A 17,428-nucleotide genomic window follows, 5' to 3' on the forward strand; every position below is an offset into this window, starting at 1 on the left:
CCTGCCACGGCAGACTCGGCGCAAGCCGAGCCGGTGCCGCAGGCGCAATGGACCGGACGGCGGGCGCCGCTGGCGCTGTGCGGCGTGGCGCCGGATGGCGCGCAACCGGACCCGGGTTGCGCTCCTCAGGCTTCACGCCGCACCGCCCCGCGGCCTTCGGCCCATCAGTCGGCCTGCTTGCGCAGGAACGCGGGGATCTCGAAGTCGTCCATGCCGCCCGAGGCGAGCGCGTCCACCTTGGCGGCCGCCGTGGTGCGGTTGGTGCGCCAGACGCTGGGCACCGACAGGCCGCCGTACGAATCCTTGCCGGTGGAGATCGAGGCCGGCGCGGCCATCGGGCTGCGGCCGCTGGCCAGCTCGTTGAGGGTGGGCACGCTGAAGCCGACGTCGTGCGTGCCGGTGCGCAGCACCTGCAGCGGCGGCGCGGTGCGGCGCTGCTGGCCCTGGCGCGACAGCCCGGTGGCCACCACCGTGACGCGGACCTGGTCGCCCAGGCTGTCGTCGTAGGCGGTGCCGTAGATCACGTGCGCATCGGGCGAGGCGTAGGCGCGGATGGTGTTCATCGCGAGCTTCGACTCCGACAGCTTCAGGCTGCCCTTGGCGGCGGTGATCAGCACCAGCACGCCCTTGGCGCCCGACAGGTCGATGCCTTCGAGCAGCGGGCAGGCCACGGCCTGCTCGGCCGCGATGCGGGCGCGGTCGGGGCCGGCCGCCACGGCCGTCCCCATCATGGCCTTGCCGGGCTCGCCCATGACGGTGCGCACGTCTTCGAAGTCGACGTTCACGTGGCCGGGCACGTTGATGATTTCGGCGATGCCGCCCACCGCGTTCTTCAGCACGTCGTTGGCGTGCGCGAAGGCCTCGTCCTGGGTGATGTCGTCGCCCAGCACTTCGAGCAGCTTCTCGTTGAGCACCACAATCAGCGAATCGACGTTGGCCTCGAGTTCGGACAGGCCCTGGTCGGCGTTGGTCATGCGCCGCCCGCCCTCCCAGTCGAAGGGCTTGGTCACCACGCCGACGGTGAGGATGCCCATCTCCTTGGCCACGCGCGCGATCACGGGTGCGGCGCCGGTGCCGGTGCCGCCGCCCATGCCGGCGGTGATGAACAGCATGTGCGCGCCCTCGATGGCGCTGCGGATCTGGTCGGCCGCCGCCTCCGCCGCCTCGCGGCCTTTCTCGGGCTTGCTGCCCGCGCCCAGGCCGCTCTGACCGAGCTGGATGGTCTTGTGCGCGGCGGTGCGCGCCAGGGCTTGCGCGTCGGTGTTCGCGTTGATGAATTCGACGCCCTGGACCTGGCGCTCGATCATGTGCTCGACGGCGTTGCCGCCGCCACCTCCTACCCCGATCACCTTGATCTGGGTGCCCATGTTGAATTCTTCGCTTTCGATCATCTCGATGGTCATGTTCGTACTCCTCGGAAGGAACTGCAGTTGCCTTGAAAATATGTCGGGACCCGGGTGCTGAACGTTCGAGGTGGCGGACCGGTGCACCGCCATCGCTCGTGCCGGCGTCCGGGGCTTCCCCGCGCCAGCCATGCCTTCGTGGGGTGCATCAGAAGTTCCCCACGATGAAGTCCTTGAAGCGCCCGAAGGCCGTCTTCACCGATCCGTTCTTCTGCGCCACCTTGAGGCCGCGCATGCGCGCGAGCCGCGCCTCCTCGAGCTGGCCCATCACCGTCGCCGCGCGGGGCTGCGCAACCATGTCGGACAGCGCGCCCACGTACTTGGGAACGCCCCGGCGCACCGGCTTGAGAAAGATGTCTTCGCCGAGTTCGACCATGCCCGGCATGACGGCGCTGCCGCCGGTGAGCACGATGCCCGAGGACAGCACCTCCTCGAAGCCCGACTCGCGGATCACCTGCTGCACGAGCGAGAAGATCTCCTCGATGCGCGGCTCGATCACGCCGGCCAGCGCCTGCTTGGACAGCATGCGCGGTCCGCGGTCGCCCAGGCCCGGCACCTCGACCTGCTGCTCGGGGTCGGCCAGCAGCTGCTTGGCGTAGCCGCACTCGACCTTGATGTCCTCGGCGTCCTTGGTGGGGGTGCGCAGCGCCATCGCGATGTCGCTGGTGATCAGATCGCCCGCGATCGGGATGACGGCGGTGTGGCGGATCGCGCCGCCGGTGAAGATCGCAACGTCGGTGGTGCCGGCGCCGATATCGACCACCGCCACGCCCAGCTCCTTCTCGTCCTCGGTCAGCACGGCATAGCTCGATGCCAGCGGGTTGAGCATCAGCTGCTCGACCTCGAGGCCGCAGCGGCGCACGCACTTGACGATGTTCTCGGCCGCGCTCTGCGCGCCGGTGACGATGTGGACCTTGGCTTCGAGCCGGATGCCGCTCATGCCGATCGGCTCCTTGACGTCCTGGCCGTCGATCACGAACTCCTGCGGCTCCACCAGCAGCAGCCGCTGGTCGGTGGAGATGTTGATCGCACGGGCGGTCTCCACCACCCGGGCCACGTCGGCGGGCGTGACCTCCTTGTCCTTGACGGCCACCATGCCGCTGGAGTTGATGCCGCGGATGTGGCTGCCGGTGATGCCGGTGTAGACACGCGTGATCTTGCAGTCGGCCATCAGCTCGGCTTCCTTGAGCGCCTGCTGGATGCTCTGCACGGTGGCGTCGATGTTGACCACGACGCCGCGCTTGAGCCCGTTCGAGGCCGCCCCTCCCAGCCCCGCGAGCTTCAACTCGCCGCCCGGCATCACTTCGGCCACGACCACCATCACCTTCGCGGTGCCGATGTCCAGGCCGACGACCAGGTCCTTGTATTCCTTTGCCATCGTGTCCCTCTCTCTACCTTTTCGCCTGCGCGTTTTTCCCCTGCGCGTCGGCACCCAGCGTGCTGACGCCCCTCAACCGGATCGCGTAGCCATCCACGTGGCGCAGGTCGGCCGCGACCAGCGCCTCGGGCCGGCGGCCGTATCGCCCCGCTGCCTGCGTCAGCGTGAGCGTGAAGCGGCGCGCCCGCGCCTGTATTTCTTCGACGCTGCCGCGCCCGAGCTCGACGCGCGCGCCCGTCTCGAGCACCGCCTGCCAGCTGCCGCGGCCCGTGAGCGTGAGCTGCTCGATGGGCAGCTCGACCTGCGCGAACAGCGGCGCCAGGGCGCGCCAGGCGGCCAGCACCTGCGCCGACTCGGCGAGCGGACCCGACAGGCGCGGCAGCCCCTCCTGATCGACATCGCCGGGGTTGGCTTCGAACACCTCGCCGAAGCTGTTCACCAGCGTGCTTTCACCCTCCGCACCCCAGAAGGCCACCGCCTGGTGCTCCTGCAGCCGCACGTGCAGCTCGTTGGGGAAGGCGCGGCGCACCTGGGCCCTGCGCACCCACGGCACGTCTTCGAAGGCGTCGCGCGCCTGCACCAGGTCCACGGTGAAGAAGTTGCCCGCCAGCCTCGGCATGACGTTGGCGCGCAAGGTGGCCTCGCTGCTGTGCGCGATGTCGCCGTGCACCGCGATGCGCGCCACAGAGAACGCCGGATGCCGCAGCACCCACCAGCCCGCCCCGGCCAGCACCATGACGCCCACGGTCGCGAAAAGCAGCGTCGCGGTGGCGTTCATGAGCCGGACGTCGGCCGGCTGCGGGACGGGGGCGGGTTTTCTCATGGCGCGTGCGAGCCTTGCTGCTCGAGGCCCGACGAGGCGAGCACCTGCACGCACAGCTGCTGGTAGGGCATTCCGGCGGCGGCCGCCGACATCGGCACCAGCGAGTGGCCCGTCATGCCCGGCGAGGTGTTGATCTCGAGCAGGTAGGGCTTGCGCGTGGCGGCGTCGATCATCACGTCGGCGCGGCCCCAGCCGCGGCAGCCCAGCACGCGGTAGGCCTGGAGCACCAGCGCCTGGATGGCGGCCTCCTCGCCCGCGGGCAATCCGCAGGGCACCAGGTATTGGGTGTCGTCGGTGAAGTACTTGTTCTGGTAGTCGTAGTTGCCTTCGGGCGCAACGATCCGGATCACCGGCAGCGCGCGCGCCTGGGCGCCGGTGCCCAGCACCGGGCAGGTGACTTCGTCGCCGGCGATGAACTGCTCGCACAGCACGTCGCAGTCGAGCGCCGCGGCCGCGTCCACCGCCTGCGCCATCTGCTCGGGCCGCACCACCTTGGTCAGGCCGATGGACGAGCCCTCGCGGGCCGGCTTGACGATCAGCGGCAGGCCCAGCTCCCGCGGAACGGCAGCGATCTGCTCGGGGGTGGTTTCGCCCTTGCGCAGCAGCACGTAGGCCGGGGTGGAAAGTCCCTCGGCCAGCCAGACCCGCTTGGTCATTACCTTGTCGATCGCGATCGCGGAGGCCAGGACGCCCGCACCGGTGTAGGGGATGCCCAGCAGCTCGAGCGCACCCTGCACGGTGCCGTCCTCGCCGAAGCGGCCGTGCAGCGCGATGAACGCGCGATCGAAACCCTGGTGCCTGAGCTCGGCCAGGTCGCGCTCGGCCGGGTCGAAGGCATGGGCGTCCACGCCCTGCGCCCGCAGCGCCTCGAGCACGCCACTGCCGGACATGAGCGAAATCTCGCGTTCGGCGCTGCGCCCGCCCATCAGGACCGCGACCTTGCCGAAGTCGTGCTGCGTCGTCACCGCACACCTCCCATGTCCTGCAGCCGGGCCGGCACGCCGCCGATGGAACCCGCACCCATGCACATCACCACGTCGCCGTCGCGCGCCATCTCGAAGATGGCCTCGGGCATGGCCGCGATGTCATCGACGAAGATCGGCTCCACCTTGCCGGCCACGCGCACCGCGCGCGACAGCGAGCGGCCGTCGGCCGCGACGATCGGTGTCTCGCCGGCGGCATAGACCTCGGCCAGCAGCACCGCGTCGGCGTGTCCGAGCACCTTCACGAAATCCTCGAAGCAGTCGCGCGTGCGGGTGAAGCGGTGCGGCTGGAAGGCCAGCACCAGCCGGCGGCCGGGAAAGGCACCCCGGGCGGCGGCCAGCGTGGCGGCGAGCTCCACCGGGTGGTGTCCGTAGTCCTCGATGACGGTGAAGCGGCCTGCGCCGTTGGCCGCGCGCACGGGCACGTCACCGTACGACTGGAAGCGCCGTCCGACCCCGCGGAACTCGGCCAGTGCCTTGAGCACCGCCGCGTCAGGAATGTTCAGCTCCACCGCCACCGCGATGGCCGAGAGGGCGTTGAGCACGTTGTGGTGGCCCGCGAGGTTGAGCGTCACGTCGAGATCGGGCAGCACCACGCCGTTGCGCCGCTGCGCAGTGAAGCGCATCTGCGGTCCCTCGGCCCGGATGCCGATGGCGCGCACCTGCGCGTCCTCGCTCACGCCGTAGCTGGTGATGGGGCACTGCACGTCGGGCACGATGTCGCGGATCACCGGGTCGTCCACGCACAGGATGGCCGTGCCGTAAAACGGCATGCGGTGCAGGAAGTCGAGGAACGCGCCCTTGAGCCGGCCGAAGTCGTGGCCGTAGGTCTCCATGTGGTCGGCGTCGATGTTGGTGACCACCGACATGACGGGCATCAGGTTCAGGAACGATGCGTCCGACTCGTCGGCCTCGACCACGATGTAGTCGCCCGCGCCGAGCTTCGCGTTGGCGCCCGCGCTGTTCAGGCGCCCGCCGATGACGAAGGTGGGGTCGAGCCCGCCTTCGGCCAGCACGCTGGCGACCAGGCTGGTGGTGGTGGTCTTGCCGTGCGTGCCGGCGATCGCGATCCCCTGCTTCAGGCGCATCAGCTCGGCCAGCATCATGGCGCGCGGCACCACCGGGATCTTGCGGCGGCGCGCCGCCACCACCTCGGGGTTGTCGGCCTGCACCGCCGTGGAGGTGACGACCGCGTCGGCGCCCTGGATGTGCTTCTCGTCGTGGCCGATGCAGGTGCGGATGCCCAGCCCGTGCAGGCGGCGCAGCGTGGGGCTGTCGGCAAGGTCGGAGCCGGAGATCTCGTAGCCCAGGTTGCGCAGCACCTCGGCGATGCCGGACATGCCCGAGCCGCCGATGCCTACGAAGTGGATGTGCCGGACGGCGTGTTTCATGCTTTCTGTGCCAGTTGCTCGCAGGCGGCGACGATGGCGGCGGTCGCGCCGGTCTTTTCCCGCGCCTTCGCGGCGCAGGCCTTTTGAATCAGCTCGGCGCGGTTCACCTTGCCCAGCAGCTCGGCCAGCCACTCGGGCGTGAGCGCGTCCTGCTGCATGAGCCAGCCGCCGCCGGCTTCGGTGATGAACTGCGCGTTGGCGGTCTGGTGGTCGTCCACCGCGTGCGGGAAGGGCACGTAGACGGCGGCCGCTCCGACCGCGGCGATCTCGGTGACGGTGCTCGCGCCGGCGCGGCAGACGATCAGGTCGGCATCGGCGAAGGCGCGCGCGGTGTCGTCGATGAAGGGCGTGAGCTCGGCCTCGACGCCGGCCGCCTGGTAGTTGGCGCGCAACGCGTCGATCTGCGTCGCGCCGCTCTGGTGGAGCACCACCGGGCGGTGCGACGCGGGCAGCAAGGCGAGCGCCCTGGGCACCAGCTCGTTGAGCGCCTTGGCTCCGAGGCTGCCGCCCACCACCAGCAGCCGCAGCCGCCCGCTGCGCTCGCCCAGCCGCTCGGCCGGCGGCGCCTGGCGCAGGAACTCTTCGCGCAGCGGATTGCCGACCCATTCGCCCTTGAACAGCACGTCGGGAAACGCGGTGAAGACGCGGTCGGCGATGCCCGCGAGCACCTTGTTGGCCATGCCGGCGCGCGAGTTCTGCTCGTGCAGCACCAGCGGCTTGCCGAAGAGGGTGCCCATCATGCCGCCGGGGAAGGCGATGTAGCCGCCCAGGCCGACGACCACGTCGGGCTTGATGCGGCGCACCACCTTCGCGGCCTGCCAGAAGGCCTTCTGCAGCCGCACCGGCAGCATCGCCATCGTGACCACGCCCTTGCCGCGCACGCCGGAGAAATCGACCGCCTCGAAGGCAAAGCCGCGCGCCGGCACCAGCCGGCTTTCCATGCTGTCGGGCGCGCCCATCCAGTGGACCTGCCAGCCGGCGGCACGCAGCGCCTCGGCTACCGCCAGGCCCGGGAAGATGTGGCCGCCGGTGCCCCCCGCCATGATGAGGGCGGTGCGGCTGGCGGTGGCAGGGGCGCCGGTGGTGTCCGTCATGGCCGGCCTCCGCGCATCAGGACGCGGTTCTCGAAGTCGATCCGCAGCACCACCGCCAGCGCCACGAAATTCAGCAGGATGGCCGAGCCGCCATAGCTCATGAGCGGCAGCGTGAGGCCTTTGGTCGGCAGCGCGCCCAGGTTGACGCCCATGTTGATGAAGGCCTGGAAGCCGATCCAGACGCCGATGCCCTGCGCCACCAGACCGGCGAAGAGCCGGTCCATGGCGATGGCCTGGCGGCCGATGTGCATGATGCGCCGGGTCAGCCAGAAGAAGGCGGCGATCAGGCAGACGATGCCGACGAAGCCGAACTCCTCGCCGATGACGGCGAAGAGGAAGTCGGTGTGGGCCTCGGGAAGCCAGTGCAGCTTTTCGACACTGCCGCCGAGCCCGACGCCGAAGATCTCGCCCCGCCCGATGGCGATGAGGGCGTGCGAGAGCTGGTAGCCCTTGCCCAGTGCGTGCTTTTCGCTCCACGGGTCGAGGTAGGCGAAGATGCGCTCGCGCCGCCAGTCCGACAGGGCGATCATCAGGCCGAAGGCGACCACCAGCACCGCCGCGATGAGGAAGAACATGCGCGCGTTCACGCCGCCCAGGAACAGGATGCCCATGGCGATCACCGCGATCACCAGGAAAGCGCCCATGTCGGGCTCGGCCAGCAGCAGCAGCCCCACCACCGCCACCGCCACGGCCATGGGCAGCACGGCGCGGAAGAAACGCTCCTTCACCTCCATCTTGCGCACCATGTAGTTCGAGGCGTAGAGCACCACCGCGAACTTCGCGAGTTCCGACGGCTGGAAGCTCATGAAGCCCAGCGAGATCCAGCGGCGCGCCCCGTTGACGACGCTGCCCACGCCGGGCACGAGCACGGCGATGAGCAGCAGCAGCGAACCCACGAACAGCCAGGGCGCGCGTCGCTCCCACACCGCCACCGGCACCTGGAAGGCCAGCAGCGCAGCGACGAAGCCGATGGCGAGGGCGATGATGTGGCGCACGAAGAAGTGCATCGGGCTGTAGCGGGCGAAGCGCGGGTTGTCCGGCATCGCGATGGACGCCGAATAGACCATCACCAGACCGAACAGCAGCAGCCCGGCCGCGACCCAGACCAGCGCCTGGTCGTAGATCTGCGCGCGGGCCGGCGCGGCCACGCCCGTATATCCCGACAGGCGCACCGGCAGCACCGTGGCGCCCTGCGGGCTGCCGGCGATCAGGCGCGCGAAGCGGTCGGAGAGCGCGGCGGGCAGCAGTTTCATTCGAAACCTTCCAGGGCGACGCCGGCGTCGTCGGCCAGCGCGCGCACCGCGTCGCGGAACACCTGTGCACGGTGCTCGTAGTGCTCGAACATGTCGAAGCTGGCGCAGGCCGGCGACATCAGCACCGCATCGCCGGCATGGGCGCGCTGCGTCGCGAGCTGCACCGCAGCGGGCATGGAGTCGGCATCGAGCAGCGCGATGCCGGTGGGGGCGAGCACGCCGCGGATCGCGGGTGCATCGCGGCCGATCAGCACGACCGCGCGGACGTGGCGCGCGACAGGTTCGGCCAGCGGTGCGAAGTCCTGGCCCTTGCCGTCGCCGCCGAGGATGACCACCAGCTTGCGATCGGCGCCGAGCCCCTGCAGGGCGGCCACCGTGGCGCCGACGTTGGTTCCCTTGCTGTCGTCGAAGTACTCGACGTCGTCGATGATGCCGATGGGTTCGACCCGATGCGGCTCGCCGCGGTACTCGCGCAGCGCGTAGAGCATGGGGCCGAGCGGGCAGCCGCACGACGTTGCCAGCGCCAGCGCCGCCAGCGCGTTCGCGGCGTTGTGCCGGCCGCGGATGCGCAGCGCGTCGGCGGGCATCAGGCGCTGCAGGTGCAATTCGTCGGGCTCTACGGCGATCGCGGCGGGGCGCGCCGCGTCGTCGCCCATCGCGTCGGCGGCCGCAGCAGCGGGGCGACGCCGGCGCTTGCGGGTCTCGTCGCCTTCGAGTGCGCGCACCAGCCAGGCCATGCCATTGACCACCTCGATGCCGAAGTCGCCGGGGCGCTGCGGCAGGTCGCCGCCGAAGGTGAGGTGTTCGCGCTGCTCGGTGCGGCCGCCCTTGAGGCGCACGGGCGGCGGCAGCATGCGCATCACGGCCGGGTCTTCGCGGTTGAGCACCATCACGCCCTGCGTGCCGAAGATGCGCGACTTGGCCTGCGCATACGCATCCATGCCGCCATGCCAGTCGAGATGGTCCTGGCTCAGGTTCAGCACGGTGGCGGCGGTCGGCTCGAAGGCCTGCGCGCCGTCGAGCTGGAAGCTGGAGAGCTCAAGCACCCAGACCTGCGGCAGGGCCTGCGCTTCGCGTTTGGCCCACAGCGTGTCGAGCAGTGTGGGGCCGATGTTGCCGGCCACGGCGACGGTGCGGCCGCTGCGCTCGACCAGCTGGCCGCACAGCGAGGTGACGGTGGTCTTGCCGTTGGTGCCGGTGACGGCCAGCACCGCCGGGGCATAGCCTTGCTCGACGCGCAGCGCCTCCAGCCCTTCGGAAAAGAGCTCCAGCTCGCCGCCGATGCGCAGGCCGGCCTCACGCGCCGGCTGCAGCACGGCATCGACCTGCGTCGGGCTCAGCCCCGGGCTGCGGAACACGGCCTGCACGCCGTCGGCGAGCAGGTGCGCACCGAACGGGCCGGCCACGAAACGCGCCTGCGGCAGCTCGGCGCGCAGCGTCGGCAACTGCGGCGGCGCTTCGCGCGTGTCAGCCACGGTGACGCGGGCGCCGTGGCGCGCGCACCAGCGCGCCATGGCCAGCCCGGAGGCGCCGAGGCCGAGGACGAGGACGTGCAGGTCGTGGAACATGGGCCCGCTCATCGCAGCTTCAGGGTGGACAGGCCCACCAGGCACAGCAGCATGGTGATGATCCAGAAGCGCACCACCACCTGCGTTTCCTTCCAGCCGCTCTTCTCGAAGTGGTGGTGCAGGGGCGCCATCTTGAGGATGCGCCGACCCTCGCCGAAGCGGCGCTTGGTGTACTTGAAGTAGGTCACCTGCATCATCACGGACAGGGCCTCGACCACGAAGACGCCGCCCATGATGGCGAGCACGATCTCCTGGCGCACGATGATGGCAATGGTGCCGAGGGCACCGCCGAGCGCGAGCGCGCCCACGTCGCCCATGAAGACCTGCGCCGGGTAGGCGTTGAACCAGAGGAAGGCCAGCCCCGCGCCGGCCATCGCCGCGCAGAAGATCAGGAGCTCGCCGGCGCCGGGAATGTAGGGGAACAGCAGGTAGCGCGAATACACGGCACTGCCGGTGACATAGGCGAAGACGCCGAGCGCCGAGCCGACCATCACGACCGGCATGATGGCCAACCCGTCGAGGCCGTCGGTGAGGTTCACCGCGTTGCTCGCGCCGACGATCACCAGGTAGGTGAGGATCATGAAACCGAAGACACCGAGCGGGTAGCTCACTTCCTTGAAGAAGGGCACCAGCAGGCCGGCCTTCGGGGGCAGATCGACGTCGAATCCGGACTGCACCCAGCTGATGAACAACTCCACCACGCGCATGTTGGAGCTTTCCGAGATGCTGAAGACCAGGTACACGGCGGCCAGCATTCCGATCAGCGATTGCCAGAAATATTTCTCGCGCGAAGGCATGCCCTCGGGGTCCTTGCGGACCACCTTGCGCCAGTCGTCGGCCCAGCCGATCATGCCGAAGCCCAGCGTGACGATCAGCACGATCCACACGAAGCGGTTGGCAAGATCGAACCACAGCAGCGTGGAGATGGCGATGGACAGCAGGATCAGCACGCCGCCCATGGTGGGCGTGCCGCTCTTGACCAGGTGGGTCTGCATCGCGTAGTCGCGCACCGGCTGGCCGATCTTCAGTTCGGTGAGCCGCCGGATCACCCAGGGGCCGAGCGCGATGCCGATGACCAGCGCCGTCATGGCGGCCATCACCGCGCGGAAGGTGATGTACTGGAACACCCGCAGGAAGCCGAATTCCGGCGAGAGGGTCTGCAGCCAGATGGCCAGGCTCAGCAGCATCAGGCGTCTCCTCGTGTCGTTGTTGTTGTTGTTGTTGTCGTTGCCGCAGTCGTCACCGGGGAAGCGTCCGGCGACGCAGCCTGCGCGAGCCCCTGGACCACCTGCTCCATGCGCATGAAGCGCGATCCCTTGACGAGGATGCTGGCCAGTTGCGGCAGCAGGGTGTGCGCCGCCGCGACGAGTGCCTGGTGCGATTCGAAATGCTGCCCGCGCATGCCGCGCGCCTGCTCGCCCAGCGTGAAGAGGTGCTGGATGCCGCGCTCACGCGCATAGTCGCCGACCTCGGCGTGGAACTGCGGCCCCTGGTTGCCGACCTCGCCCATGTCGCCCAGCACCAGCAGCTGCGGGCCAGGCAGTTCGGCCAGCACGTCGATGGCGGCGCGCACCGAGTCGGGGTTGGCGTTGTAGCTGTCGTCCACCAGCGTGAGCGTGCGGCCCTGATGCTGCAGCGGCAGCGCCCGGGAGCGCCCCTTGACGGGCTCGAACGCCTCCAGCCCCTGCGCCACGGCATGCAGCGGTGCGCCCGCCGCGAGGGCACAGGCGGCGGCAGCGAGGGCATTGCCCACGTTGTGGCGGCCGGCGATATGGAGTCGGAATTCCACTGGCCCGGCGGGCGTTTGCGCCCGTACCCTCCAGTGCCCCTCGTGCCATTCAGACCCGGCCAGAAACAGATCGGCGCCCGCATGGGCGGCGGCGCCGAAGGTGATGCAGCGACGCGTGCCGGCCATCTCGCGCCACAGCGGCGCGTACACGTCTTCCTGCGGGAACACCGCGATGCCTTGCGCGCCGAGCGACTCGACGACCGCACCGTTCTCGCGCGCAACCGCCTCGACGGTGGCCATGAACTCCTGGTGCTCGCGCTGGGCGTTGTTCACCAACGCAACGCTCGGGCGGGCAATGCCGGCGAGATAGGCGATTTCGCCAGGGTGATTCATGCCGAGCTCAAGCACCGCGACGCGATGCGCCGCGCGCAGGCGCAGCAGCGTGAGCGGCAGGCCGATGTCGTTGTTGAAGTTGCCCTGCGTGGCCAGCGACGCTTCGCCCTGCCAGGCGCGCAGGATGGAGGCGACCATCTGCGTGACGGTGGTCTTGCCGTTGCTGCCGGTGACGGCGATCAGCGGCAGCTCGAACTGGCTGCGCCAGCCGCGGGCGAGTTGCCCGAGCGCGAGCCTGGTGTCATCGACCTCGATGCCGGACACGCCGGGCGGGATGCGGCCACGGTGCGCCAGCACCGCGGTCGCGCCGCGCGCCGCCGCGTCGGCCAGCATGTCGTTGGCGTCGAAGCGCTCACCGCGCAGCGCGACGAACAGATCGCCGGCTTGCAGGCTGCGGGTGTCGGTGTGGACGCGCGCGATCGTCGTGGCGGCATTGCCGACGAGGCGGCCGCCATCGATCCAGCCGAGCGCCTGCTGCAGGGTGCACATGGTCATGCGTGCGCCCTCCGCGCGAGCGCCGCGCGTGCATGCACGCGGTCGTCGAAGGGGTGCTTGCGGCCTGCGACCTCCTGCGTGTTCTCGTGGCCCTTGCCGGCCAGCAGCACCACGTCTTCGGGCGCCGCGTCGGCCACCGTGCCGGCGATGGCACGCGCGCGGTCGGCCTCGACGCGCACCGCATCGCCGTGCGAAGAAAGGCCGAGCAGGATCTGGCTGATGATGGCTTCGGGCTTTTCGCCGCGCGGGTTGTCGCTGGTGACGACCACGCGGTCCGCCTGCTTCTCGGCGATGGCGGCCATCAGGGGACGCTTGGTAGCGTCGCGGCCCCCGCCGCAGCCGAACACGCACCAGAGCTTTCCGCCCCGGCTTGCCGCGAGCGGCCGCAGCGCAGCAAGCGCCTTGTCCAGGGCGTCGGGCGTGTGGGCGTAATCGACCGCTACCAGCGGTGCGCCGGGCTGCACGATGCACTCCATGCGACCGGGCACCGGGAGCAGCGCCGCGCAGGCATCGACGGCTTGCGCCAGGGTGCAGCCGAGCGCGCGCATCCCGCCGACGACGCCGAGCAGGTTGGCCACGTTGAATTGCCCGATGAGGCGGCTTCGCAGGCCGCGCCGCTCGCTGCCTTCGACGACATCGAAGGAGAGCCCATCGGCGCCGTGGACCACGCCTTCGGCACGCAGGCGCGCCGGCTGGCTGCAGGAGACGGTCCAGAGATCGAGTTCGCGCTGCTGCAGGCTTTCGGCCAGCCCGGCGCCCCGGGGATCGTCGATGTTGACCACCGCGGCACGCAGGCCCGGCCAGGCGAACAGCTCGGCCTTGGCTTGCCAGTACGCCTCCATGCTGCCGTGGTAGTCGAGGTGGTCGCGCGTGAAGTTGGTGAACAGCGCCACCTCGATGCGGGTGCCGTCGAGGCGGCGCTCGGCGATGCCGATCGACGAGGCCTCGATCGCGCAGGCCGACAGGCCCTCGTCGGCGAAACGGCGGAACCACTGCTGCAGCAGCACCGGGTCGGGTGTGGTCAGGCCGTTGGACACGACATCGGGCGGGCGGCCGACACCCAGGGTCCCGACGACGCCGCAGCCGGCATGCGGGCGCGCCGCCGAGAGCGCCTGCGCAAGCCACCAGGCGGTGGAGGTCTTGCCGTTGGTGCCGGTCACGGCGAGCACCGAGAGGCGCTCGCTCGGACGCGCGTAGTAGGCCGAAGCGATGGGACCGGCCGCCGCCTTCAGGCCGGCGAGGCAGGCCACGGCCTCGCCGCTGAAGGCAAAGGCATCGACCCCTTCGGCTTCCACGAGGCAGGCGGCCGCCCCCTGGCGCAGTGCGTCGGCGACGTGGCGGCGCGCGTCGGTGGCGGCGCCGGGCCATGCGATGAAGCCGTCGCCCGCGCCCACCCGCCGGCTGTCGGTGCGCAGCGATCCGCCCACGCGGTCGCTCAGCCACTGCGCGGCTTGCATCGGTGTGTCCAGCCGGCGCATCAGAACGATTCCTCCACCGCCACCACGACCTGCGGCTTGACGCTCATGTCGGGCTGCACGCCCAGCATGCGCAGCGTCTGCTGCACCGTGGCGCTGAACACCGGGCCGGCGACGGTGCCGCCGTAGTAGGCGCCGGCACTGGGCTCGTCAATCATCACGGCCACCACGATGCGCGGCTTATCGACCGGCGCCAGGCCGACGAAGAAGCCGCGGTACTTGCCGACCGCGTAGCCCTTGCCCTCCTGCTTGCGCGCAGTGCCGGTCTTGCCGCCCACCGAGTAGCCCATCGCCTGCGCCTGCGGCGCGGTGCCGCCCGGGCCGGCAGCCATGTGCAGCATCTGGCGCACGGCGGCGGCGTGGCGGGGGTCGAGCACGCGCATGCCGGCGGCGGGTTGCTCGGTCTTGAACAGGGTCACCGGGATCAGCTCGCCGTCGCGCGCGAACACGCTGTAGGCACGGGCCAGCTGGAACAGGCTGGCCGAGAGGCCGTAGCCATAGCTCATGGTGGCCTGCTCGATGGGCCGCCAGGTCTTGTACGCGCGCAACCGGCCGCTCACGATGCCGGGGAACGGCAGCTGCGGGCGCTGGCCGAAACCGACCTGTGAGTACAGCTCCCACATCTCGCGGGGGTGCATCTGCATCGCCATCTTGACGGTGCCGACGTTGCTGGACTTCTGGATCACCTCGGCGACGGTCAGCACACCCAGCGGATGCGTGTCGTTGATGGTCGAGCCGCCTATGGAGAGGCGCCCGGGAGCGGTCTGGATCTGCGTGTCGGAGCGCACCAGGCCACGCTGCAGTGCCAGCGCAGCGATGAAGGGCTTCATCGTGGAGCCGGGCTCGAACGTGTCGGTCAGCGCGCGATTGCGCAGTTGCGCACCGGTGAGGTTGACCCGCTTGTCGGGCGAATAGCTGGGGTAGTTGGCCAGGGCCAGCACTTCGCCGCTCTGCACGTCGAGGACGACCACGCTGCCGGCCTTGGCCTTGTGCTGCGCCACCGCGTCGCGCAGCTTCTGGTAGGCGAAGAACTGCACCTTGCTGTCGATGGACAGCTGCAGGTCGCGGCCGTCCACCGGGGGCACCTGCTCGCGCACGTCCTCGATGATGCGCCCCAGGCGGTCCTTGATGACGCGGCGCGAACCGGCGCGGCCGGCCAGGTCCTTGTTGAAGGCGAGCTCGATGCCTTCCTGGCCCTGGTCCTCGACGTTCGTGAAGCCCACCACGTGGGCGGCGGCCTCGCCTTCGGGGTACTGGCGCTTGTACTCCTTGCGCTGGTAGATGCCCTTGATGCCCAGGGCCATCACCTGCGCCGCGACCGGTTCGTCGAGCTGGCGCTTGAGCCAGACGAAAGTCTTTTCTTCGTTGCCGATCTTCTTCTCGAGATCGGCCAGCGGCATCTCCAGCAGCTTGGCAAGGCGCGAGAGCTGCCCCCGGTCGGCGTCGATGTCCTCCGGAATGGCCCAGATGCTCTGGGCCGGAACGCTGGTGGCGAGCAGCAGGCCGTTGCGATCGAGGATGCGGCCGCGGTTGGCCGGCAGTTCTACCGTGCGGGCGAAACGGACCTCGCCCTGCCGCTGAAAGAACGCGTTGCCGAACACTTGCACCCACGCCGCGCGGCCGGACAGCCCGATGAACGCGATGGCGATGCCGGCCACGATGAACTTGCTGCGCCAGACGGGCGTCTTGCTGGCAAGCAGCGGGCTGGAGGTGTAGAGCACGCTGCGGGTCACGGGCGCGGCTCCTGCACCGGAGCGCCTGCGCCCTGGCTCACGTATTGGGTGATGCCCGGGCCCGCCGGCCGCATCTGCAGCTGCTCCTTGGCGAGCCGCTCGACCCGCAGCGGCGTCGCCTGTCCGCGCTTGTCGGCGGTAAGGCGCTCGCGGTCGGTGTCATGCTTGCGGGCCTCGGCCTGGGCGCGCTCGATCTCGACGTACAGGCGGCGCGAGTCGTACTGCACCCGCACAAGGTACAGGGCGCTGGCGAGCACCGCGAGAAGCAATACGAGGTTGAGGCGGGCCATGGCGATCAGTCCCCCGTCCGCTCGGCCACGCGCATGATGGCGCTGCGCGCGCGGGGGTTGGCCGCGACTTCTTCGGCCGATGGCCGGATGCGCGCCAGCGCCCGCAGCTTGAGCGGCGCGCCCACTGCGAATGGCACGCGGCGATCGACCACCTCGCGCGCATGGCGTGCGATGAACTGCTTGACGATCCGGTCCTCCAGCGAATGGAAGGCGATCACCACGAGCCGCCCCTGGGGTTGCAGCACGTCCACGCTGGCCTCTAGCGCCTGCTTGAGCTCTTCAAGCTCGGCGTTGACGTGAATCCGAAGAGCCTGAAATGTGCGCGTTGCAGGGTCCTGGCCCGGCTCGCGGGTTTTGACCGCGCCAGCCACGAGCTGGGCCAGCTCGGCGGTGGTTGCAAGAGGGCCCCGTTCCTGTCTGCGAGCCACAATCGCCTTTGCAATCGGAACAGCAAACCGTTCTTCGCCATAGTCACGAATCACCTGCGCAATCTGGCCGGACTCGGCCTGTGCCAGCCACTCGGCCGCGCTCTGTCCGCGCGTGGTGTCCATGCGCATGTCCAGCGGACCGTCGTGGCGAAAAGAAAACCCGCGACCGGGGTTGTCGATCTGGGGCGAACTCACGCCCAGGTCCATCAGCACGCCCGCCGCGCTCGCGACGGGCAGCTCGGCCAGGTGGCGAAAGCCCTCGTGCCGGATGGAAAAGCGTGCGTCCTGGATGCGCGCGGCCTCGGCCACGGCTTCCGGGTCCTTGTCGAAGGCGAGCAGGCGGCCGGCCGCACCGAGCCGCGACAGCAGCAGGCGCGCGTGTCCGCCACGCCCGAAGGTCGCATCGACGTAGAGTCCGTCCGGCCTGGTGACGAGCGACGAAATCGCTTCGTTCAACAGGACGGTGGTGTGTTGCCATTCGGTATCCACCGCCTGCGCCGTCAGAAAGAAAAGTCCTTGAACACGTCGGGCATCTCACCGGCCATCGCCTCCGCCTCCTTGGCGTCGTAGGTGGCCTTGTCCCAGAGCTCGAAGTGGTTGCCCATGCCCAGCAGCATGGTTTCGCGTTCGATGCCGGCAGCCGCGCGCAGCTCGGGAGAGATCAACACGCGACCGGCGCCATCGACTTCGACGTCCATCGCGTTGCCCAGAAAGATTCTCTTCCACCACTGGGCCTGCATGGGAAGGGCTGCGATGCGCTCGCGGAATTTTTCCCATTCGGGTCGTGGAAAGACCATCAGGCAGCCGTGCGGGTGCTTGGTGATGGTGAGTTGATTGGCCGCCGTGGCGCTCAGTACGTCACGATGCCGCGTCGGCACGGAGAGCCGACCTTTGGCATCGAGACTGAGCGAAGAGGCGCCTTGAAACACCGCGTAATTCCTGTGCTGGAGGGCCGCAATCGGGGGAGAAAGGACACTTTTTCCCACCAAACT

15 protein-coding genes are annotated in these 17,428 nt (G+C 69.8%); all 15 read right to left on the bottom strand.

Annotation, left to right across the window (positions count from 1 at the left end; all coding sequences use genetic code 11):
• Window positions 1–164: 164 nt before the first annotated feature.
• A complete protein-coding gene (gene ftsZ / locus WG922_RS00140; protein WP_340279762.1) occupies window positions 165–1,403 on the bottom strand; it encodes a cell division protein FtsZ in 1,239 nt (412 codons plus the stop codon).
• A 148-nt stretch (window positions 1,404–1,551) separates the two neighbouring features.
• Window positions 1,552–2,781 carry a cell division protein FtsA gene (ftsA, locus tag WG922_RS00145; protein WP_340279764.1) on the bottom strand — a complete coding sequence of 410 codons (1,230 nt, stop codon included), beginning with the start codon at window positions 2,779–2,781 and terminating at the stop codon, window positions 1,552–1,554.
• A 13-nt stretch (window positions 2,782–2,794) separates the two neighbouring features.
• On the bottom strand, window positions 2,795–3,604 hold the full coding sequence (locus tag WG922_RS00150; RefSeq protein ID WP_340279765.1) for a cell division protein FtsQ/DivIB: 810 nt from the start codon (window positions 3,602–3,604) through the stop codon (window positions 2,795–2,797).
• Window positions 3,601–4,569 carry a D-alanine--D-alanine ligase gene (locus WG922_RS00155; protein WP_340279766.1) on the bottom strand — a complete coding sequence of 323 codons (969 nt, stop codon included), beginning with the start codon at window positions 4,567–4,569 and terminating at the stop codon, window positions 3,601–3,603. The genes WG922_RS00150 and WG922_RS00155 overlap by 4 nt, the downstream gene beginning before the upstream one ends.
• Entirely contained in the window at window positions 4,566–5,978 is a 1,413-nt protein-coding gene (gene murC / locus WG922_RS00160) for a UDP-N-acetylmuramate--L-alanine ligase (protein ID WP_340279768.1), read from the bottom strand. The genes WG922_RS00155 and murC overlap by 4 nt, the downstream gene beginning before the upstream one ends.
• Window positions 5,975–7,072: an undecaprenyldiphospho-muramoylpentapeptide beta-N-acetylglucosaminyltransferase gene (gene murG, locus WG922_RS00165; protein WP_340279770.1), complete on the bottom strand. Its 1,098-nt coding sequence runs from the start codon at window positions 7,070–7,072 to the stop codon at window positions 5,975–5,977. Before murG ends, murC begins: the two co-directional genes overlap by 4 nt.
• Complete coding sequence (ftsW, locus tag WG922_RS00170; protein ID WP_340279771.1) at window positions 7,069–8,325, bottom strand: putative lipid II flippase FtsW; 1,257 nt, start codon at window positions 8,323–8,325, stop codon at window positions 7,069–7,071. The genes murG and ftsW overlap by 4 nt, the downstream gene beginning before the upstream one ends.
• Window positions 8,322–9,905: a Mur ligase family protein gene (locus WG922_RS00175; RefSeq protein WP_340279772.1), complete on the bottom strand. Its 1,584-nt coding sequence runs from the start codon at window positions 9,903–9,905 to the stop codon at window positions 8,322–8,324. The genes ftsW and WG922_RS00175 overlap by 4 nt, the downstream gene beginning before the upstream one ends.
• On the bottom strand, window positions 9,902–11,080 hold the full coding sequence (mraY, locus tag WG922_RS00180) for a phospho-N-acetylmuramoyl-pentapeptide-transferase (RefSeq protein ID WP_340279773.1): 1,179 nt from the start codon (window positions 11,078–11,080) through the stop codon (window positions 9,902–9,904). The genes WG922_RS00175 and mraY overlap by 4 nt, the downstream gene beginning before the upstream one ends.
• A complete protein-coding gene (locus WG922_RS00185; protein ID WP_340280462.1) occupies window positions 11,080–12,504 on the bottom strand; it encodes a UDP-N-acetylmuramoyl-tripeptide--D-alanyl-D-alanine ligase in 1,425 nt (474 codons plus the stop codon). The genes mraY and WG922_RS00185 overlap by 1 nt, the downstream gene beginning before the upstream one ends.
• A 2-nt stretch (window positions 12,505–12,506) precedes the next feature.
• A complete protein-coding gene (locus tag WG922_RS00190; protein ID WP_340279774.1) occupies window positions 12,507–13,988 on the bottom strand; it encodes a UDP-N-acetylmuramoyl-L-alanyl-D-glutamate--2,6-diaminopimelate ligase in 1,482 nt (493 codons plus the stop codon).
• Window positions 13,988–15,718 carry a peptidoglycan D,D-transpeptidase FtsI family protein gene (locus WG922_RS00195; protein ID WP_340279775.1) on the bottom strand — a complete coding sequence of 577 codons (1,731 nt, stop codon included), beginning with the start codon at window positions 15,716–15,718 and terminating at the stop codon, window positions 13,988–13,990. Before WG922_RS00195 ends, WG922_RS00190 begins: the two co-directional genes overlap by 1 nt.
• Complete coding sequence (gene ftsL / locus WG922_RS00200) at window positions 15,715–16,008, bottom strand: cell division protein FtsL (RefSeq protein ID WP_340279776.1); 294 nt, start codon at window positions 16,006–16,008, stop codon at window positions 15,715–15,717. Before ftsL ends, WG922_RS00195 begins: the two co-directional genes overlap by 4 nt.
• A 5-nt stretch (window positions 16,009–16,013) precedes the next feature.
• Entirely contained in the window at window positions 16,014–16,925 is a 912-nt protein-coding gene (rsmH, locus tag WG922_RS00205) for a 16S rRNA (cytosine(1402)-N(4))-methyltransferase RsmH (RefSeq protein ID WP_340279777.1), read from the bottom strand.
• Window positions 16,926–16,936: 11 nt separating this feature from the next.
• A complete protein-coding gene (gene mraZ, locus WG922_RS00210) occupies window positions 16,937–17,365 on the bottom strand; it encodes a division/cell wall cluster transcriptional repressor MraZ (RefSeq protein WP_340279778.1) in 429 nt (142 codons plus the stop codon).
• Between the last annotated feature and the right edge of the window lie 63 nt (window positions 17,366–17,428).

The sequence above is a fragment of the Ramlibacter sp. AN1015 genome, assembly GCF_037726105.1.
In the GTDB taxonomy this organism is placed as follows: domain Bacteria; phylum Pseudomonadota; class Gammaproteobacteria; order Burkholderiales; family Burkholderiaceae_C; genus Ramlibacter.